The 20,458-nt window shown below is 43.3% G+C and carries 15 protein-coding genes and 3 tRNA genes; 10 read left to right on the forward strand and 8 right to left on the reverse strand.

Translation table 11 applies throughout. The features are described from left to right. The first annotated feature begins 81 nt into the window (after positions 1-81). Positions 82-990: a DNA-binding transcriptional regulator HcaR gene (gene hcaR / locus FTV13_RS03040; RefSeq protein ID WP_159123907.1), complete on the forward strand. Its 909-nt coding sequence runs from the start codon at positions 82-84 to the stop codon at positions 988-990. 378 nt (positions 991-1,368) lie between these two features. On the opposite strand, the gene FTV13_RS03045 is transcribed toward hcaR, so the two are convergent. The 7 genes from FTV13_RS03045 to FTV13_RS03075 form a co-directional block, all read right to left on the reverse strand. Then, positions 1,369-2,229: an alpha/beta fold hydrolase gene (locus tag FTV13_RS03045; protein ID WP_180010958.1), complete on the reverse strand. Its 861-nt coding sequence runs from the start codon at positions 2,227-2,229 to the stop codon at positions 1,369-1,371. A 283-nt stretch (positions 2,230-2,512) separates the two neighbouring features. Next, complete coding sequence (locus FTV13_RS03050; RefSeq protein WP_180010960.1) at positions 2,513-3,787, reverse strand: OprD family outer membrane porin; 1,275 nt, start codon at positions 3,785-3,787, stop codon at positions 2,513-2,515. A gap of 415 nt (positions 3,788-4,202) precedes the next feature. Then, positions 4,203-5,222 carry a 4-hydroxy-2-oxovalerate aldolase gene (dmpG, locus tag FTV13_RS03055; protein WP_125279391.1) on the reverse strand — a complete coding sequence of 340 codons (1,020 nt, stop codon included), beginning with the start codon at positions 5,220-5,222 and terminating at the stop codon, positions 4,203-4,205. An 11-nt stretch (positions 5,223-5,233) separates the two neighbouring features. Further along, positions 5,234-6,130 carry an acetaldehyde dehydrogenase (acetylating) gene (locus FTV13_RS03060; protein WP_180010962.1) on the reverse strand — a complete coding sequence of 299 codons (897 nt, stop codon included), beginning with the start codon at positions 6,128-6,130 and terminating at the stop codon, positions 5,234-5,236. A gap of 22 nt (positions 6,131-6,152) precedes the next feature. Beyond that, positions 6,153-6,950, reverse strand: coding sequence for a 2-keto-4-pentenoate hydratase (locus FTV13_RS03065; RefSeq protein ID WP_004781809.1), 798 nt, complete (start codon positions 6,948-6,950; stop codon positions 6,153-6,155). Positions 6,951-7,358: 408 nt separating this feature from the next. After that, positions 7,359-8,027: an HAD-IA family hydrolase gene (locus FTV13_RS03070; RefSeq protein WP_180010964.1), complete on the reverse strand. Its 669-nt coding sequence runs from the start codon at positions 8,025-8,027 to the stop codon at positions 7,359-7,361. Between the two features lie 573 nt (positions 8,028-8,600). Beyond that, positions 8,601-9,569, reverse strand: coding sequence for an RluA family pseudouridine synthase (locus tag FTV13_RS03075; RefSeq protein WP_004781807.1), 969 nt, complete (start codon positions 9,567-9,569; stop codon positions 8,601-8,603). A gap of 769 nt (positions 9,570-10,338) precedes the next feature. Here FTV13_RS03075 and FTV13_RS03080 point away from each other — a divergent pair. The 5 genes from FTV13_RS03080 (at position 10,339) to FTV13_RS03100 (ending at position 16,291) form a co-directional block, all read left to right on the forward strand. Further along, entirely contained in the window at positions 10,339-13,773 is a 3,435-nt protein-coding gene (locus tag FTV13_RS03080; protein ID WP_180010966.1) for an Rne/Rng family ribonuclease, read from the forward strand. A 173-nt stretch (positions 13,774-13,946) separates the two neighbouring features. Continuing rightward, the gene (locus FTV13_RS03085; RefSeq protein ID WP_180010969.1) at positions 13,947-15,788 is read left to right on the forward strand and encodes a long-chain-acyl-CoA synthetase; all 1,842 of its coding nucleotides are present in this window, start codon (positions 13,947-13,949) and stop codon (positions 15,786-15,788) included. A 197-nt stretch (positions 15,789-15,985) separates the two neighbouring features. After that, a tRNA-Lys gene (locus FTV13_RS03090) sits at positions 15,986-16,061 on the forward strand. A gap of 21 nt (positions 16,062-16,082) precedes the next feature. Next, a tRNA-Lys gene (locus FTV13_RS03095) sits at positions 16,083-16,158 on the forward strand. A gap of 57 nt (positions 16,159-16,215) precedes the next feature. Further along, positions 16,216-16,291, forward strand: a tRNA-Lys gene (locus FTV13_RS03100). Between the two features lie 157 nt (positions 16,292-16,448). Here the strand turns inward: FTV13_RS03100 and FTV13_RS03105 are convergent. Beyond that, positions 16,449-17,135 (reverse strand): hypothetical protein, encoded by a 687-nt coding sequence (locus FTV13_RS03105; protein ID WP_159123913.1) that lies wholly within the window; start codon positions 17,133-17,135, stop codon positions 16,449-16,451. A gap of 250 nt (positions 17,136-17,385) precedes the next feature. Between FTV13_RS03105 and FTV13_RS03110 the strand changes: the two genes are divergently transcribed. The 4 genes from FTV13_RS03110 to FTV13_RS03125 all read left to right on the forward strand — a co-directional run. Then, a complete protein-coding gene (locus FTV13_RS03110; RefSeq protein ID WP_034169835.1) occupies positions 17,386-17,658 on the forward strand; it encodes a PspC domain-containing protein in 273 nt (90 codons plus the stop codon). Positions 17,659-17,837: 179 nt separating this feature from the next. Beyond that, positions 17,838-18,620, forward strand: a complete 783-nt coding sequence (locus FTV13_RS03115) for a sulfite exporter TauE/SafE family protein (RefSeq protein WP_180010971.1) — start codon at positions 17,838-17,840, stop codon at positions 18,618-18,620. Positions 18,621-18,704: 84 nt separating this feature from the next. Further along, positions 18,705-20,114, forward strand: coding sequence for a DASS family sodium-coupled anion symporter (locus FTV13_RS03120; RefSeq protein ID WP_180010973.1), 1,410 nt, complete (start codon positions 18,705-18,707; stop codon positions 20,112-20,114). A 139-nt stretch (positions 20,115-20,253) separates the two neighbouring features. Beyond that, positions 20,254-20,458: DUF4372 domain-containing protein (locus FTV13_RS03125; protein ID WP_180010975.1), on the forward strand; the 205-nt coding region annotated here is incomplete at its 3' end.

A 20,458-nucleotide genomic window follows, 5' to 3' on the forward strand; every position in this document is an offset into this window, starting at 1 on the left:
TTCACGACATAGTTGTTTATAGATTATACTCTTCTGAAATTATAGTAAGACATTTTTTGGATTACTCGACGGGCTGATGATATGGAATTACGACACCTCCGCTACTTCATTACTGTGGCTGAAGAACTCAACTTCAGTAAGGCAGCACTCAAACTTTACACGGCTCAGCCATCACTTAGTCAGCAAATCAAAGATTTGGAAGAAGATGTCGGTGTCAAACTGCTACACCGTACCAAGCGTAAAGTCGAACTGACCGAAGAAGGTGCTGTATTCCTAGAACAGGCCCGCCTGACGCTGGCACAAGCCGATAAGGCGATTGCCATGGCCCGTCAGGTCTCACAAGCCAAGCAGCAGATGCTACGCATCGGTTTCGTCCCTGTCGCGGAAATGAAAATCTTCCCGTATATCCTGCCGAATCTGCGCGTGCAAAACCCTGATTTAAAAATTGAATTGCTCAGTCTGAACAATAATGAGCAAATGCGATTATTGAAGAAAGGCGAACTGGATCTGACCTTTACCCGTCACAATTTCCATAGTGATGAAATTGAAAGCCAGTTTGTGATTCGTGAGCCATTGATCTTCATTTTGCCGAAGGATCATCCTTTAGCGAAATACGACCGTATTCCAGTTAAATTACTGAATGGTATAGATTTTATTATTCCATCTGCAGAACAGTCACTCACCCTGCACAATACGATTATGGAATTTGCCAAGACCAATGGCATTGAGCTTAATATTGTGCAAAAGGCCGATAATATTCTGTTTAATATCAACTCGATTGGAATGGGTTTGGGCTGTGCCATTCTGCCAGGCTATATCGCGCCATTGACCATGAACAATACTGTAATCCGCCCGCTGGATGTAGAACTTCCCTTTTTAGATCTTTATGTTAGCTATCGCAAGGATAGTAATTCAGTCGCAGTGAAGAAGTTCCTGGAACTCCTGACTCGCGTATTCTACCTAGACATTAACCGCGACGAACCACATTAATTTTCTATTTTTATAGCAGCACACGTAATTTCCTCTGAGAATACGTGTGCTTTTTTGTTTTTATTTTTTCTGATCAAAATTTCATTTTATATTCATTTTTCCTATGACAGACCACGTCTAGCATGGCTTCCAACATCTCCGACCATGGCTTATTAGGTTTAATTTTTGCTCAAATTAGGCTTCTTTTACAACTTAAGTCTAATAAGAAGTCTAGGGCCCATTTTTAATTTTTGAAATTCTGATTAATAGCTAAAAAGCATTAAAAATGTTTAAAAAACTCACTGAATGAAATGGTGTTCATTTGGCAGCTGTAAATCTAATATTTTAGAAAGAAAAAAAGGATGACCGAAGCCATCCTTTTTTTAAACTGAGTACGACTTATTTTACGCCGTGTACAGCCAGGTAGTTTTTGATCACAGTGTTGAACTCATCTGATTTTTCAACTTGAGACCAGTGACCACATTGACTGAAGATGTGTGCATCAGCATTTGGCACGATGTTCAGGATATCCCAAGTACGAGAAACCGGAATCACCACGTCTTGAGTACCATGAATCAATAATACAGGTACAGTGATGTCTTTCATTTTTCCGAAGTCTAACGGGAATTCGAAACGGTCACGGTCACGTGCGCCCACTACATCCATCAAACGGTTTGATGCATAGTCATTTGCAGCAGAAGCAAAACGTACTTTAACCAGTTCGTCAGTGATCAGGTCTTTGTTCACGACAAACATAGAAAGTGTTTTCTTGATGCCTTCTTCAGTTAATACAGGGTTTGCATGTGCTTTTAGTGCAGCAGTCTGTTTTGCACCGCCAGTACCCATAGACACGATACCTAGAACACGTTCAGGATAATCAAGTGCCATCTGGAATGCCAACCAGCCACCCAGAGAGTTACCCACTAACCAGGTTTTTTCGATACCTAAAGCATCTAGAGTACGTATAGCATGATCCACCCATGCACGGATACCATAAGCAGTACCTGGTGCAACCACAGTTTGGCCATAACCAATAGTATCGATTGCGATACAACGTGCTTGTTCACCAATTGAAGGCAGGTTTAACCACCAGTTAGCCGCAGCAGACACACCCGTACCTGAACCGTGCAGGAACAGAATAGGTGTACCTTCACCAATTTCATGGTAGTGAGTCAACTCACCTTCTGCAGTTTCAATCCATTTGTCTTCTAAGCCGAAGAAAGGATCTGTTTTATAATCAGGGATTTGAACAGTGCTCATCATGATTCCTCTTACAGTTTCTTGCTTGCGTGTTCCTCGATGACGAGAACTCGACGTCAAGTTGACTCATTAAAAATGATCTTTTTACAGTCTTATATTAACCGCTCTACTGTCTTCAACTGATATAAAATTACGATTGCATACTACAAAAAATATATTATTTAAGTATTTGTTTTAATTAATTATTTTAAATTTAAAACCCTGTTTAATTTAAGGCTTTGACTAGATTCTCAACTCAAAAAAAAGCAGCCAGAATACTGACTGCCCTTAAACTGCGCTTAACTTAGAATTTATGAGTATAAGTTGTCGCTACGCGGTATTCCTGAAGATCTGGTTTAGTAGGATTTGCAAAATTTACATCAATATACATCGCTTGGATGCCTAAACCTTTTAACTTACCCTCTGGAACAGTGTAATTCGCAATCAGATTTAACTCATCAGTATTAAAGTTTTGATCATCTGATTTAGCATCATAACCTTTGAAATAAACTGCAGTCGCATTTAAGCCTTTGGCACCCATTTCAGAGAAGTCATAGCCATAAGAAATATTCCATGACTTTTCTTCTGGTGCAGTAAAGGTTGCAACGCCCCAGTTCACCAGATAAGGCTGCGGCACCCAGCCGCCGAGTGATGGAAATGCAGTATCACCAAACATTTGCTGATAACCCAGACCTACGGTATGCGCACCATGATTAACTTTTGCCCCTACTGACAATGCCTGATTATCAATATCACCATACAGTTTGTCACCTGAATCTGAGTTATCAAAATAACGCACATGGCTATCTAATTTGGTTTTTTCGCCTAGCGCAGTTTTGTAATTCACACCCAAGTAATGCTGTTGGTAGATGTCTTGAACATCTGCATACCAGTAGCTACCACCAATTTCAGGCGTGAACTGGTGATCTACACCGGCAATCCACATACCATCAGATTCAGGACCTAAGTCATAATGACCTTGTGTACCATCAGGTAAAGTTCTACCTGGAGAAAATAAAGCTAAATCACGGAACTGATTGTCGTAACGATTATTAATTTTATCAATATAAGCCAAAGTCAGTTTGGTATCTTTAATCTCTTTAGATTCTAACCATGCACCGCTATAAGTAGTGATGAGCTGACGAGATGGATCAAATACCAGCACTGGAGATACAGGCAATAACTCACCCACTTTCAGCTCAGTCTCAGAAACTTTAGCTTTTAAGGTTGCGCCAACTTTACCAAAATGATCTTTAGATTCTTTACCATCGTGAGGCAACACCCAATCCGGATTTTGATCACGGCCTTTGAGTTTAACTGCATGTTGAACCAGAACATCTGCACCAACCTGCACCCCACCACCAATATCGTGATAGCCTGACTTCGCATCCAAAGTCACACCTTGTGACCAAGAACCCCAATTACGTGAAGAAAAATCATCTTGATACTGACGATCTAGATAAAAGTTTTTAAATTTAAGCTGGACATTACTATCGTCAATAAAATCTGCATTCGCTGCAGTTGTTCCTAAACTTGCTGTTGCAGCAAGCATTGCTATCCATAAGTTTTGACGACGCATGGCTTATTCCTAGTAATCAAATTAAGCTATGCCGCTATCATGCTCAACTCTAGTTTTTTTAAAAATCCGACTACAGTATTAAAATTTTTCTATTAATCTCTATAGATAGAATAAGTATGCTGAAATTTGAAAAAGACTTATATTTATAAACAATTAACTAAAATAAAAAATTAACCAGATAATCAATATAAATCCATGTTTTCTCTTATATAAACAGCCATTATTTTTTTATAATTTAAAAATAACTTTTTATTTATCGTTTTTATGTTTAAGGAAATGTGTTTGATTATTTTCTTAAAATAAATAGTAATAATTAAAATATCTTATTCTATCGTTTTAATATCTTATTCATTTTATTCAAATAAATAAAAAAGCGCCCTTTCGGACGCTTTTTTTAAAATTTAGCTTTTAACTATTAAGCTTGAAGCTCTTTCGCTTTAGACATAGTCAATGCCAAATCTTCAATCATATCTTCCTGACCACCAACGGTGCCACGACGACCAAGCTCAAGCAGAATTTCACGAGCAGATACGCCATATTTTGCTTCAGCACGTTTAGCGAACAGCAGGAATGAAGAGTAAACACCCGCATAACCTAAAGTTGCAGCATCACGGTCCGCACGGATCTGATGAGTCATCATTGGAATGATCAGATCTTCTGCAACGTCTTGTACTTTAAACAGGTCAACACCAGTTTCCATTTGCATACGATTGGCAACCGCAACAAACAGTTCAAGTGGCGTATTACCTGCACCAGCACCCAGACCGGCAGATGCCAAGTCAACACGTGTTGCACCCGCTTGTACAGCAGAAACAGAGTTAGCTACGCCCATACCTAAGTTGTGGTGACCATGGAAACCGATTTCGATATCTGAACCCAAGTTAGCACGTAAGATACCTACACGGTCAGTCACGTCTTGCGGAAGCATGTAACCAGCAGAGTCAGTCACATAGATACAGTTAGCACCGTATGACACCATTTTTTGTGCTTCTTCAAGCAATTTTTCAGGTGTTGCCATGTGAGCCATCATCAGGAAGCCCACAGTGTCCATACCCAGTTTACGCGCAGCAGTAATATGCTGTTCAGAAACGTCTGCTTCAGTAGAGTGAGTTGCAACACGGATGGTTGCTACACCTACATCATGCGCCATTTTCAGGTGATCAACCGTACCAATACCAGGAAGTAAAAGTGCAGAAACTTTTGCTTGTTTCAGGTTTGGAATCACTGCTTTCAGGTATTCTTCATCAGTTGCAGCCGCGAAACCGTAGTTCACAGAGTTACCGCCAAGACCGTCACCGTGTGTTACTTCGATTAAAGGTACACCTGCATCATCCAGCGCAGTTGCAATCGCAACCATTTGCTCAGGTGTAGTTTGATGGCGCATGGGATGCATACCATCACGTAAAGTCATATCATTAATAATAATTTTAGACATGAAGGTGCTCCTTAAGCTTCAACTGCATTTAAAACACGTTCTGCAAACATCTCTGCGGTACGTGCAGCTGCTGCAGTCATAATGTCGAGGTTACCTGCATATTTAGGTAAGAAGTCACCTAAACCTTCTACTTCTAGGAAGATAGAAACACGGTTACCATCAAATACTGGACCATTCACAAGTTTGTAACCTGGTACATATTTTTGAACCTCGAGGATCATCGAGTGAACAGATTCAGTAATCGCTGCTTGATCCGGCTCGCCTTCAACGAGACAGTGAACAGTGTCACGCATCATTAACGGTGGCTCAGCCGGGTTAATAATGATGATCGCTTTACCTTGTTTCGCGCCACCCACTTGTTCAATTGCGCCAGCAGTTGTACGTGTGAATTCGTCGATGTTTTTACGTGTGCCTGGACCTACAGATTTTGTAGATACAGTTGCAATGATTTCACCATATTCAACAGGTTGAACACGTGAAATTGCAGCAACCATCGGAATTGTTGCCTGACCACCACATGTCACCATGTTTACGTTTGGCACTTCGCCTTGTTCAAGCAATGCTTCAAGGTTTACTGGTGGTACGCAGTAAGGACCGAGTGCAGCTGGTGTTAAGTCAATCATTAACACGCCAAGCTCGTTCAGCTTACGGCTGTTTTCAGCATGGACATAAGCGGAAGTTGCATCGAATGCGATTTTGATTTCGTCTTCAACAACGTGAGGAAGCAAACCATCTACACCTTCAGCCGTGGTTTTTAAACCCATTTTCGCTGCACGCGCCAGACCTTCAGAAGTTGGGTCGATCCCTACCATCCATACTGGTTCTAACCATTCGCTACGTTGCAGTTTATAAAGCAAATCAGTACCAATGTTACCTGGACCGATCAATGCACATTTAATCTTTTTCATGAATGTACTCTCTTGTATTCCCTTATTCAGCAGCAAAAGCAGCTGTTACTGAACCAAAGCCTTCAATTTCAACTTTGAATTCATCGCCCGGCTGAGCCACGACCATTGGACCTAAAGCACCAGTTAAAATAATGTCGCCTTTTAATAATGGACGGCCACGGCGTACCATTTCGTCAGCTAGCCATACAGCAGCGTTTAATGGGTTCGCCAGACATGCTTTACCCACACCTTGAGAAACCACTTCATCACCACGCGTCATGACCATCTTGCAGTTCACAAGATCAAGGTTTTCCAGTTTGACAGGCTTAGAGCCCAGAACGAATGCAGCAGAAGATGCGTTATCAGCTACGGTATCAATCAGGCTGATTTTCCAGTTTTCGATACGGCTATCGACCACTTCTACAGCAGGAAGTGCATAGTCAGTTGCACTAATGATGTCTGCATACGTATGTTTTGCTTTAGTCAGATCTTCTTTGATGACCAATGCGATTTCAGCTTCAACTTTCGGTTGAATCAGCAAACCTGCAGGGATTGCTTCACCATCGCCATAGGCCATGTCGGCAAACAACATACCGAAGTCAGGCTGATCTACGCCAAGCTGTGCTTGAACCACTTTCGATGTCAAACCAATTTTACGACCTACCAGACGGCGACCTTCCGCCAGAGCACGCTCGGTATTTACTTCCTGAACGGCATAGGCAATATCTACGTCAGCACTTTCACCACCAAGTTCCGGGCGAATCGGTGCGATCGCAGTTTTTGAGAGTTCAGCAGTACGTAATGCTTGTGCAACTGATTCAACAACAGCAGAATTCGACATCAATGTTTCCTTAAACTGCAAAAATGAGGCTTATGCCGAGAACTAAGACAAGCAAAATGTTCTGACCTGATCATTTCGATCATTCCAATAAACAATTGCGCCTAGTACGGGCATATGAATAAACAGTTTTAGGATGGGAAAAATACGACGTGAATGCCAATAGTTATTTTATTTTTTGCAATAGCTATTATCTATAAATTAAATTTATAAAAATCAATTAAAAACATAATCTTATAATTATGAATTAAGTTATATCCAACTAAATAACTCAACAATCATGACAGAACAAAACCACTGTAATCACAACTTTAGACTAAAAGATAAGACCAGTTGTTCAAATCTACCGCATTGATCCGCATCTTCTATTTCAGAAAATGCCGGATCTTGAAGAATGACTAAGATACTGAATTAAATCGCTTCCTTCCATTGGACTTTAGCCAATAAAAAGTCATGCAAACTGCTGACATCCTTTACAATCGACAGTGGATTAAACTGTGCCAAAGTTTCCGGTGTATGTACGCCATAAGTCACACCTACACTTGGCATGGCAATGTTCATCGCCATTTCCAGATCATAAGAAGTGTCACCGACCATAATCGCTTCATGCGCATTGACACCAGTTTCAGCCAGAATTTCAGCCAGCATTAAAGGATCCGGCTTCGAGCGGGTTTCACTTGCTGCACGAGTAGCATGAAACAGCTCCAGACTATTAGTCTGCTTTAATACACGATCCAATCCTTTCCGGCTTTTACCTGTCGCCACTGCCAGTTTGATGCCTTCGTCTTTTAAGCTATACAGCATTTCAGAAACACCCTCAAACCAAGCATCATTCACTGAATTCGCCACATAATGATCTGAATAGGCCTGCAAAATATCCGCATGTAATTCTGGCACACTTGGGAATAGCCGTTGTGCGACTTCTGGCAAACCCAGCCCGATAATGCCCTTCGCATCTGCATCAGTTAACGGTTGCTGAAATTGCTGCGCGGCAAACTGCAGGCTCGACACGATCTGACCCACTGAATCAAATAAAGTGCCATCCCAATCAAAAATGACCAGTTTTACAGGTGAATTCATATAAGGTTCCTAGTATTTGATTTAGTGTTAATCCACCCCAACTCTCCTTTTTCTAAGGAGGGAGAATTTCATCACAAAATAACTTTTATTGTGATATCACAACAGCTATTAGCTATCCAATGGCGACATTGATGTCGCCGTTGATCTGTGGCATAGGGACATGCCATCAGATCAACAGAAGGGGTTTTGTTACTTTTGCCCCCGTCAAAAGTAAAACACTGCCTACGCGATAAAATTTGATTTTATAACTACAAAACTCGGTTGTGCTTTACTTTTACCTCACCTCAGCCCTCTCCTTCTAGGAGAGGGTTTGGGAGAGGTGAGTTAAATTAATTCCCCACCACAATTAACATCAGTGAGCAGCTGTTTTCGTATAGGTATTATCTACTTTTCAAGGATGAAAAGTAGCAAAAATCCTTTGTTACTCTGATGGCACGTCCCTGTACCACAGAGTAACAGCGACATCCATGTCGCCCTTCATTGATTTAGAAATTGTCTTGAATCATCTCTAATAAAGAGGGAAATTTCTCCCACTCAAGTAAAGCAAGATAAGACTCATTAAAAAGCTAAAAATTACTCGTCATCTTCCGTAGGTATTACCACCTTATCCGCCTTTTGCGCACGAAGCTGAGCTACAAGACTCTGCATATCTTCAGGCAAAGGCGCTTCAATCGTCGGATAACCCGGAATTTCTAAGCGCATCGCATGCAGACATAAACGACGTGGTTTTGGTCCACGATATTCAGTCTCGTGACCATATTTCTCATCACCCACTAACGGATGACCAATGCTGAGACCATGTACACGAATCTGATGGGTACGACCAGACAATGGAGAAGCATACACCAGTGTCGCATGCATAAAACGCTCTGCCACATTCCACTGGGTTTTAGACTCTTTGCCTTCTTTAGAGACACGGACACGGCGCTCACCATTAGAAAGTTCATAACGATGCAAAGGTGCATCAATGAGTTGCTTATCTAGCGTTACCTGCCCTTTCACGACAGCGGCATAAGTTTTTTTAATCTTATGTTCACGTAATAAATCTTGTAGCGTTTTTAAGGTACTGCGCTTTTTCGAGATCATCACCAGACCCGATGTGTCACGGTCAATACGGTGAATCAATTCCAGGTATTTTTTACCTGTTGCAGCACGTAGGCCTTCAATCAGGCCATACGCCACACCGCTACCGCCATGCACAGCAATACCCGATGGTTTATTGACAACCATCAAGCCTTCATCTTCATATACCACACGTGACAGAAGACCTTGAGCCACCTTGTCCGAAATCGGCGCTTCTGATTCATCTTTTTGTTCATAACGAATAGGTGCGACACGAATCTGGTCGCCAATCGCCAGTTTGGTTTCGGCCTTAATGCGTTTTTTATTGACGCGAACCTGTCCTTCACGAATCAGACGATAAATCCGACTTTTAGGCACCCCTTTCAGACGACTGAACAAGAAATTATCGATTCGCTGTCCATCTTGATGTTCATCCACTTCAAACCAAGTGACGCTTTGCCATTGTTGTGTAGAATTCATACAGTTACTATGACCCAAAAATTACTAAAATTGATTAAAAACTGATCACTTAGGTTATGCTTTACACAAGAAACATAAGCTTAGCCCATAGGCAGATGATGCAAGGTTTGATATAGTCAGCGCACGGAAACCATCGTTTGTGAGTAAAAGTTGAAGCATTTCAGATTTCTCTGAACTTGATTATTCAATTAAAGACTCACATGATACGGGAAGGTCCCAAAAGAATTATGCCGACGCCGAAGGCTTATTATATCGGCAAACAAAGCAAACTGTTGCGTTTAATTGTACCTCAGGTACATAAATCAGTTTGTCTGAAAAAATATGTCGCCAACCTAGTTGGTTTTTAAACGTAAACTGATACACATCAGATTAGTCGCACCCTGAAGACGACTTCAGGCTACAGCGTTTGATGCATTGGATCTGCACAGTTTGTAAAGATACGACGACAATTCCGTATCAAGACACTTTCTATAAAGAAGGGATGATCTTCGAGCAATGTGACAGTGAAAGTTACTCACATCTAATGCACCGCTTGTCCGCCAGTGAAACGTTCAGGTGACTTTAATCGTTTAAAGATTGAAGCCGTATTGCCATCATCAATACGTGAATCAAAATACCGAAGCTGATCTATATTCAAGTAGACGCCGGGAATAAAAGACTCAGACCACAATGCCAAGCATTGGAGATCTGGGCCATTGATCCGTGATGTGTGATGTTCGCTACGTGAATAGCGATTTTTTGCTGTGTATCACTATAAGGTGTTACACCCATGAAACGTATGTTGATTAATGCAACACATGCCGAAGAAATTCGCGTTGCACTTGTCACTGGTCAGCGTCTTTACGATTTCGATTTAGAGAATCGTACCCGTGAACAAAAAAAATCTAATATCTATAAAGGTCACGTGACTCGCGTTGAACCTTCTTTAGAAGCTGTATTCGTTGAATACGGCGCAGGTCGCCAAGGCTTCCTGTCTATGCGTGAAATCGCAAACTCTTATTACAAAGCCGATCCTCGCCAAACTTCAAATATCCGTGAACTGATTACTGAAGGTACTGAACTTCTGGTTCAGGTGGAAAAAGAAGAGCGCGGCAATAAAGGCGCTGCTCTCTCAACTTTCATCTCTTTAGCTGGTCGTTATCTGGTTCTGATGCCAAACAACCCGAAAGGTGGCGGTATCAGCCGTCAGATTTCTGGTTCAGTACGTGAAGAACTGAAAGAAATGCTGGCCTCTTTAAATGTGCCACGTGGTATGAGCGTCATTGTTCGTACAGCAGGCATTGGCCGTTCTCAAGAAGAATTACAGCTTGATCTGCAACATTTGCTAGACCTTTGGGCACAAATTCAAAGCACTGCAAATTCAGGTCCATCACCTATGCTGGTCCATCAGGAAGCAGGTGTGGTAACTCGTGCCATCCGTGATTACCTGCGTGATGATGTAGCAGAAATCCTGATTGACTCTGAGCAAGCCTATAACGAAGCTTATAACTTCGTTAAAGCAGTAATGCCGCTTCAGTTAGACAAACTGAAAACTTATACATTGAATGAGCCTTTGTTTGCGCATTTCGGTATCGAAAGCCAAATTCAAACTGCTTATGAACGTGAAGTAAAACTGCCTTCAGGCGGTTCGATCGTGATCGATCAAACTGAAGCTTTAGTTTCAATCGACATTAACTCGGCAAAATCAACTCGCGGTCAGGACGTTGAAGATACAGCGTTAAATACCAACCTTGAAGCCGCTGAAGAAATTGCTCGCCAATTACGTTTACGTGATATCGGTGGCTTAGTTGTCATCGACTTCATCGACATGACCAAAGACCGCAACCAGCGTATGGTAGAAGCGAAACTGCGTGAAGCAACTCAAAGCGACCGCGCACGTATCCAGTTCGGCCAACTGTCTCGTTTCGGCCTGATGGAAATGAGCCGTCAACGTCTGCGTCCATCGCTTGAAGAAGCAACTGGTTATGTCTGCCCACGCTGTCATGGTACCGGTATAGTACGTGACCTGCGTTCTCTATCACTTTCAATTATGCGTAAAGTGGAAGAAATCGCACTACGTGAACGTCATGGTGAAGTTCAGGTTGAAGTACCGGTAGAAATTGCGGCGTTCATGCTCAATGAAAAACGTCACAGCCTGGTATATCTGGAACAAACTTCAAATACACGTGTGACTGTACTTCCACATCCACACTTGGAAACACCTCACTACGAAATTTCGTATAATCCTGAAGGTTTCGCACCGACAAGTTACGAGCGTACTGAAGCAACCCGTTCAAGCGAAAAAGAACTGGGCTATGAGTCTTCTGAGTGGCATTTAGAAGAAGAACATACGCATACCGCTGCACCAGCACCTACTCAGCAGCAAAACAACGGCAAAAACAATAAACGCCGCAATAACCAGAATCAGCAAAACGTACAGCAAGCACCTGCTGCACAACAGGCACCTGCTCAAGTTGCCGCACCTGCTGCCAGCCCATGTGCATGGTTAGAAAACCTGTTTGTACAAAAACAGGCAACTACTGTTGATCAATCTCGCACAGCGAACAATGCTGCTGCTGCTATTGAACAGATGGTGAATGGCGGTGCAGTGAGCCGTGGCCAGTTCGGCCAGGTTGCTCCTGTAACACCAGCAGTATCCGCACAGCCAACAGCTGTTGCAGCACCAGCAACTACCGGCAATGCTTATCTGGCGCCATCGACTGTAGTCCATAAACCAGAGCGTGATCAGTCTGAAAAAGCTGAACGTGAAGAGAAATCACAGCGTCATAACAAGAAAGCACGTAGCAACAAGCACAAAGAGCCACGTGAACAGGCGCAGTCTGATAATGCATCACAACATCAGGTGCATGAAGAAGTGGTTCAGGTTTCTCGTCAGGAACAACGTCAGGAAGCGCGTGAAAACAAACGCAACTCTCGCCGTCAGCACCACAATGAGTCTGCACAGCAAAGCGATACTCACGGCAATGAGCAACAGCAAAACGTGCCACGTCGTGACCGTCGCAACCAGCAACGTCCAGAACGTCCAAATCGCCACCGCGATCCAAGTGTTCTAAATGAACAAGCTGCACCTCAAGCACCTGCTGCCGTTGAAGCGCCAGCAGTCAATGAAAAGCAAGTTCGTGTGGAACTGGTCGATGCTCCTCGTAAAGAAGTGATGCCAACAGCAATGGTGGTAAATATTGACGAGGCGAAAAGCGAAATTGTGGCATTGAATGACACTGCTCCAGTCGCAAAACCTGCTGTTGAAGTGACTGCCCCTGCCGATGCTCCTGTAGAAGCACCAGCTGCGGAAGAGTTCCTGGCTGAAGTGACTGCATCTGCTCCTGCAGAGAAAACGCCTGAAGCTCAGTCATCATCAAAACAGCGTGCCAGCAATGACCCACGTCAACGTCGTCGCGACCGTCGTGCTGCACAAGGCCAACAGGCGAAAACTCAGCAATTGACACCATCACAGGTGCCAACACTTGGCCAATACACTATTGGTAGCCTGATTCGCCATGTTTATGGTGAAGACTGTTCAGTCCTGATTGAACAGTTCGGTCTGTTACCAACATTTAACCGTGCATTGCAAAAGTTCACGCAGGAATATAATGCGACTTTAGCAACGGTTTCGACCGCGGCCACAGAGAAAAAACCTGTAACTCGCGATGTAGAAGTCAGCAAAGCGCAACCTGAAGCAGAACCTGCACCTGTGCTGGATTTAACTCCGCCTGCACCGGTTTCAGAGAAACGTGTGGCGAATGATCCACGTGAGCGTCGCCGTCTTGCTAAACTGGCTGCCGAGCAAGCGTTACAGCAGGCAAAACAGCAAGCACAAGCTGAAGCAGAATCTACTGCGGTTGAACCTGTTCCAGAAGCAACGGCTCCAGCAGAAGAAGCAAAAGCTGAAAGTGCTGAAGCTACACCTGCTGAAGCTCCGGTAGCTGCAGTAGAAAGTGCTGATACAACTGAAGCGACTCAAACTCCTGAGCCAGCTGCGGAAGCATCTGTAGAAACTGCGAAAGCTGAACAGGCTCCCGCTGAAGAAGTCACTGAAACAACTACAGTTGAAGTAACTCCAGCAGAAAACAAAGCTGCACCTACCGAAACTCCGGAAGCCGATAAAGCTGAAGAAACTGTAGCAAAAGCTGAAAAACCGGCTGCCCGCCCACGTCGCCCACGTGGCCGTCCACCGAAAAAAACCAATACTGCAACTGAGTCATAATTCGCCCAATTGCAGTTAACTAAAAAACCTAGTCATTTCGGTGGCTAGGTTTTTTTTGCTAGATTTTGTCAGAATAGGTTGATTACTCTAGTTTCAACACGCTAAAAGATGGCTACCATCCGTTTATTGCATATAAATTAAACGCATTGGATACGAAAAATAATAGGACGCCCATGACCCAGACGAATCAACCCGATCTTATTGGCATTGCAGATGTCGCAGCCAAAATCCCTGCCTTCATCAGTAAGGTCCCTAATCTGCTAAACGGACTGCGACAGGCGTATTTACGTACTCCCAATACGCCCGCAGGCCTGGGTTTGGCTTTTGAAAAAGCAACACAGCGTAATCCTGAAGGTATTGCATTACGTTTTGAGGATCAGTCCTATACCTATGCTCACCTAAATGGCTGGGCGAACCAGATCGCACATTTCTACCTCTCTCTCGGTGCACAGAAAGGTGATGTGGTGGCCGTGATGGTCGAAAACCGTCCGGAGTTTATTGCCAGTGTGATTGGCCTGGCCAAGCTGGGCATCACGATTGCGCTGGTGAATACCTCTCAGGTCGGTAAAGTCCTGACACATAGTATTAACCTGGTGAAACCGATTGCAGTCATTGTCGGTGAAGAGTGCCGTGCTGCTATTGATGAAATCCGTCATGATCTCAATATTGCCGCTGACCGTTTTCACTGGTTTGCCGATCAGAATACGCAAGAAAATCCCGGACAGGCACCTGAAGGTTTTATCAACCTGGCAGAGCAGATTGACCAGTTCCCGAAATTCAATACACCGACTACGCATTCGGTACAGGGCAAAGACGGCCTGTTCTATATCTATACTTCAGGCACCACTGGCTTACCTAAAGCTGTGGTCTTTACCAATAGCCGCTGGACACTCGCCTATGGCACCTATGGCCATGTCCTGAACCTGAATAAAGATGACGTGATGTACTGCACCCTGCCGCTTTATCATGCGACAGGTATTGTGGTGTGCTGGTGTGGGGTGATTGCCGGAAGCAGTACTTTTGCCATCCGTCGCAAGTTCTCCACCTCTTCCTTCTGGAAAGATGTCAAAAAATTTGATGCTTCTGCGATTGGTTATGTCGGTGAACTTTGCCGCTACCTGATGGATGCCCCACCGTCTGAACTGGAAAAAGGCCATCGTGTCACCAAGATGATTGGTAATGGCATGCGCCCGAATATCTGGGATAAATTCAAATCCCGTTTTGGCATCAAGGAAGTACTGGAACTGTATGCCTCAAGTGAAGGTAATGTCGGTTTCAGCAATGTCTTTAACTTTGACAATACTGTCGGTTTCTCACCAACGCCTTATGCCATTATCGAATTTGATAAAGATAAAAATGAGCCTGTGCGTGATGCCAAAGGTCGCTGCAAACGGGTAAAAAAAGGTGAAACCGGTTTATTGATCGGTAAAATTACCCGCCGCTCCCCTTTCGATGGTTATACCGATCCGGAAAAGAACAAGGCAGTCATCATGCATGACGTGTTCAGTAAAGGTGATTCCTACTTCAATACCGGCGATCTGGTGCGTAATATCGGTTTCCGTCATGCCCAGTTTGTTGATCGTCTCGGTGATACCTTCCGCTGGAAAGGTGAAAATGTTTCAACGACTGAAGTCGAAAACATGCTGACCGAGTATGACAAAATTATCGAAGCTGTGGTTTATGGCGTAGAAATTCCAAATACCAATGGCCGTGCCGGTATGGCTGCAATTACCCTGCAACCGGGAAGCACCCTGGATGAGCAAGACCTGAAAAATATGGTCAGCACCTTTAAACGCTGTCTGCCTGCATATGCAGTTCCAGTTTTTCTGCGCATTCAAGAACAGGTAGAAACGACCGGTACCTTCAAGTATCAGAAAAACAAACTGAAAGAACAGGCTTTTGACCCAAACAAAACCGATGAACGCTTGCTGGTTTTATTGCCAGGCAGCGATGCGTATTGTGAGCTGACTCAAGAAATTTTTGAGAACATTCAAGCCTATCAATATCGTTTCTAAGTGCTGAAGTTGCCTATTTTTTGTTTAGATAAAGCAGAATTGTTGTATTTATAATCAAACATAGGCAACTTTGTTATTTTTTACTTGCGCTGCAATGAGATCTTGCTACAATACGCTCCATCAAACAAAGTGGTGCTTTCAGAACTCTTTAGTTTCTTTTGCACTGCACAATTAAGCCTTGCTTGATTGTTGGTTCAGGGCCGTTAGCTCAGTTGGTAGAGCAGTGGACTTTTAATCCATTGGTCCCGCGTTCGAGTCGCGGACGGCCCACCATTAAATTTGATATCCCCTGATGGGCCGTTAGCTCAGTTGGTAGAGCAGTGGACTTTTAATCCATTGGTCCCGCGTTCGAGTCGCGGACGGCCCACCATCATTTCTAAAATCTCTTTTTAGAAACTTCAATCAAAGCTACTTTGATTACCCGAATGGGCCGTTAGCTCAGTTGGTAGAGCAGTGGACTTTTAATCCATTGGTCCCGCGTTCGAGTCGCGGACGGCCCACCATTCTCCCCTCTATATTTATTTCTTCTTTCAATATTCTTATAATATTTCATATATTATTCAGTTCATTCTTTTTATTTAAGCGCAATTCATCCTGACAATTTTAGAATCGCCATTTCCATTTACTCTGTTTTTAAATTTTTTACAGATTTTATCGCTTTTATTCTGTCATCTTAAATTCAGAATCTTTGACCAACTCATACGCTTTAGAAGGTGCAGGATAACCCTGATCAAATAACTGCTGGTTTGCCCGTTCTTTTTCGTCATAAATTTTTTCCAGATTCATGACCAGATGGGTTGGGCTTTTAATTGTATAATAGAATTTTGCCCCCTCTTTACGGTCCACGATCAGTTCAGTTTGTTCCGGATTAATCGTCCAGCGGTCCTTACGATAGGTCACATTGCTTTCGGTCTGAACTCGTCTGGAATTATTCACAAAGACTTTGCCATAATGCACGATACTGCGATGCACTGTACCATCTGGCAATAAAGTCAAAATAAACACCGACTTCCCTTCCGTACAAGGTGCAAACCGTCCGTCACAATCAATCTGGGTAAGATAACGCCCGACATAGCTTTTGGCATAATCCGGTACAGGTTTAGGATCGACATTTGGTTCTACAGGCAATGCATTATAGGTTGCAGTCTGGGTGAGCGATTTAGCATTACGGGTGTCATAACTTTCATTGGCGGCGGAGATGACTACGCCATCTTGTGCCAAAGTTTTCGTAGTATCAGGTAAGGGTTTGCTTTGATGGTCATCACAGGCAATCAGTCCTGCAACACTTCCCAGCACAAATCCAAGCCGGCATAAACCACTTAAATGATGCGATACATTCGATTTCATTTTAAAAATATACCTGAAGGGGTGCACATCTATATAGGCAGACGACTCACTGAAAACTTATAAGTTTTAATAATGAATTCAATGGAATTTTTATGATCTTAGTGATTTTTTAAGGATTATTTAATCTCCCGTAACATTACTTAACGAATTTATTTTCAATAGATACTTTAAAAATTCAGATAAAACTCCATTCTTATAAATACGAGTCATTTTTTAGACTCAACCTTATTTTTTCTTTTAGGAGACTTGGATGGCCAATGTTGGTTTATATCGCTCTAACCGCTCAAACATGATTGCAGGTGTAATGGGCGGTATTGCTGAACGTTTTGGTTGGAACGCAAATTTATTACGCTTGATCTTCGTGATTATTTCGGTCATGAGTGCTGCTTTCCCGGGTATCTTAGTTTATCTGGTTCTATGGTTAGTGATGCCAAAAAAGAATTCTATGCCTGATTATGCTGCGAGCAGAACTGATTATGAACGTCCTGTGCGTACCGTGAATCAGGATAAAGACTACCGATAAAATCGTTTCCTCTTTCACCTAAATATTCATATGGTGAAATTTTTATGCCACGGTCTTTCCCCCAAAAGATCGTGGTTTTTTTTGCCTGATTTTAGGTTTTGGTCTTATTACCATTTTATGCTTTACCCTGCTCACCTGTTCAGGGTAAGTTGATACTTTATTCTTGAAATGGATTCCAGATGACACAGGCAGAATGGATTGTGCTTTGGCTGTGTGCGATCGCAGCATTACTGCATGGGGTCAGTGGCTTTGGCTTTCCTATGCTGAGTACGGCTGCCTTATCCAGTGAATATGCCTTAAGTACAGCAGTCACCTTAGTGATCCTCCCCTGCCTGTTATTGAACCTTTGGATGCTCAATAGCGATCCAAAACATAGCCTGTTGCAGAGCATTTGCTATTATGTCTCACGCTATTGGCCACTCATGTTAAGCAGCTTGGTCGGTAGTGTGCTGGGGGTCAAATTACTCATCTGGATCAATGAAGGCTATCTTAAATTATTACTGGGTCTGGTGATTATTTTCTATGTACTGGATCAGTTACGCTCTACTCCGCTTCGGGTCAGTAGCAGTCAGCTCAGTATGCTAGGATTCGGTTTACTGGCCGGCATGATTGGAGGTGCAACCAATGCCATGGCCCCCTTCCTGATGATGTATCTGCTTAGCTGCCAGCTCTCCAAAACTGATATCGTCATCATCAGTAATCTTAACTTTATTGCCAGCAAACTGGTGCAGTTGACCTTACTCTTCCCGATCCTCATTTCTTTACAAACCCATCAGCGACATATCCTGCTCGGAATCATGTTATTTGCACTCATCGGCGTCTGGCTGGGTGGAAAAATACGGCATCGACTTTCCCAGCAACATTTCAAATATCTGGTGCTGTTTTTTCTATTTGGACTGGGGATTTACGCACTTTGGCAAAGTGTGGGATTATTACAACACTCTACTATACTGTTTAAATAATATCTTTTTTAATCAAAACACATATTCACTTTTATAAGAATTTCAAAAACGCTTTTAAATAAAAAAGTTGAGCAAGGAGGTTGTATGAACGACCCTTTACGCACCCCGACTAATGCCATGCCAAAAGGAATTCGCAAAGGCTGGATTTTAATTGTGATCGCTGCCGTGATCTCTTATGGCTTGTATCATATTTTACCCTATGACGAAAATGCCAATAAGGGATTGGCCCTACTGACCTTTATCGCCATTCTATGGCTGACCGAAGCCCTGCATATTACGATTACAGCCCTACTCATACCGGTACTGGCGATTGTATTGAGTATGCCGATGGCAGATGGTGATGAACTGGTACCGATTAGCATGCAGGCAGCACTCGCTACCTTTGCCGATCCCGTGATTTTCCTGTTTTTTGGTGGTTTTGCTTTGGCTACGGCGCTGCATATCCAGAAACTGGACAAGAAGATTGCCACATGGATTATCTCGCTCTCCGGTGGACATCTCGGTGCTTCGGTACTAGCTATCTTTTTAGTAACTGCTGCCCTGTCGATGTGGATTTCCAATACCGCCACCGCAGCTATGATGTTGCCTCTGGCGCTGGGTTTACTTGCGCATCTGGATGCCGAAAAAGAACGTAAAACCTTTGTATTTATTCTGCTCGGGATTGCCTATTCAGCCAGTATTGGTGGCTTGGGCACCATCGTCGGTTCTCCACCGAATGCGATTGCAGCCAAAGCCCTCGGTTATGACTTCGCTGACTGGATGAAAGTCGGCCTGCCAATGATGTTCATTATTCTGCCAGCAATGTTGATCAGTCTGTATGTGGTATTGCGTCCAAAACTGAATCATAAGGTGAATTTTGTCACTGAAAATATCCCCTGGACCACCACCCGTATTGCGACGATGGTGTTGTTCCTCTGTACGGCGATGGCCTGGATTTTCAGTAAAAAATTGACTGAAAATTTCGGTATTTCACAGCCTGATACCTGGATCGCGATTCTGGCAGCCTGTCTGGTGGTGATTCTGGGTACGGCTACATGGAAACAGGTTGCTGAAAATACCGATTGGGGCGTGCTCTATCTGTTTGGTGGCGGCTTGACCTTAAGTGCTGTCTTGAAGGATTCAGGCAGTTCTCTGGTTTTAGGTCAAACACTGGCAAATGCTTTCGGTGACTCCTCGCCTCTCGTAATTATCTTCGTTGTGGCAACCTTCATCATCTTCCTGACTGAATTTACCAGTAATACTGCCTCAGCTGCCTTACTGGTTCCGGTCTTTGCCGCCATTGCCGACCAGATGGGTATGCCTAAAGAGATTCTGGTGATTGTGATCGGGATTGGGGCTTCTTGTGCCTTCATGCTACCTGTGGCGACACCACCGAATGCGATTGTGTTTGGTACTGGCCATATTCAACAAAGTGAAATGATGAAAGTCGGCTTTGTCCTGAATATCATGTGTATTTTCTTGGTTTCCCTGTTTATTTACTGGTTCTTTATCTAAGTTTAAATAAATCCAGATTCCAAATTAAAAAGCACCCGAGGGCACTGCTGTCCCATAGTTTGCTTTAAATAAAAAAACCTGAGTCCTAACAGTTAAAATATGAGTGCAAACAAACACTTTAACGACCAGGATTCAGGTTTTGTCACATCAGAATACCGTATTTCATGAGCTAATTAAACCTGTTGTGCGACAGGATTTTGAACAACTTGCTAAAGTACACCATGTTGGACAGAAATTTAGAGCGGCTTCCCGGTGGGATCAGTTTATTGCCATATTGATGTCTCAATTCTCTTGTAGGCAAAGTCTGAGAGATATTCAATCCAATTTGGAGTGCCAACAGGAAA

The sequence above is a fragment of the Acinetobacter sp. YH12235 genome (assembly GCF_013417705.1).
Classification (GTDB): Bacteria; Pseudomonadota; Gammaproteobacteria; order Pseudomonadales; family Moraxellaceae; genus Acinetobacter.

Excerpts from the sequence above, each read along its gene's own strand:
- hcaR (WP_159123907.1), top strand. The coding sequence starts at position 82 with ATGGAATTACGACACCTCCGCTACTTCATTACTGTGGCTGAAGAACTC.
- FTV13_RS03045 (WP_180010958.1), bottom strand. The coding sequence starts at position 2,229 with ATGAGCACTGTTCAAATCCCTGATTATAAAACAGATCCTTTCTTCGGC.
- FTV13_RS03050 (WP_180010960.1), bottom strand. The coding sequence starts at position 3,787 with ATGCGTCGTCAAAACTTATGGATAGCAATGCTTGCTGCAACAGCAAGT.
- dmpG (WP_125279391.1), bottom strand. The coding sequence starts at position 5,222 with ATGTCTAAAATTATTATTAATGATATGACTTTACGTGATGGTATGCAT.
- FTV13_RS03060 (WP_180010962.1), bottom strand. The coding sequence starts at position 6,130 with ATGAAAAAGATTAAATGTGCATTGATCGGTCCAGGTAACATTGGTACT.
- FTV13_RS03065 (WP_004781809.1), bottom strand. The coding sequence starts at position 6,950 with ATGTCGAATTCTGCTGTTGTTGAATCAGTTGCACAAGCATTACGTACT.
- FTV13_RS03070 (WP_180010964.1), bottom strand. The coding sequence starts at position 8,027 with ATGAATTCACCTGTAAAACTGGTCATTTTTGATTGGGATGGCACTTTA.
- FTV13_RS03075 (WP_004781807.1), bottom strand. The coding sequence starts at position 9,569 with ATGAATTCTACACAACAATGGCAAAGCGTCACTTGGTTTGAAGTGGAT.
- FTV13_RS03080 (WP_180010966.1), top strand. The coding sequence starts at position 10,339 with ATGAAACGTATGTTGATTAATGCAACACATGCCGAAGAAATTCGCGTT.
- FTV13_RS03085 (WP_180010969.1), top strand. The coding sequence starts at position 13,947 with ATGACCCAGACGAATCAACCCGATCTTATTGGCATTGCAGATGTCGCA.
- FTV13_RS03105 (WP_159123913.1), bottom strand. The coding sequence starts at position 17,135 with ATGAAATCGAATGTATCGCATCATTTAAGTGGTTTATGCCGGCTTGGA.
- FTV13_RS03110 (WP_034169835.1), top strand. The coding sequence starts at position 17,386 with ATGGCCAATGTTGGTTTATATCGCTCTAACCGCTCAAACATGATTGCA.
- FTV13_RS03115 (WP_180010971.1), top strand. The coding sequence starts at position 17,838 with ATGACACAGGCAGAATGGATTGTGCTTTGGCTGTGTGCGATCGCAGCA.
- FTV13_RS03120 (WP_180010973.1), top strand. The coding sequence starts at position 18,705 with ATGAACGACCCTTTACGCACCCCGACTAATGCCATGCCAAAAGGAATT.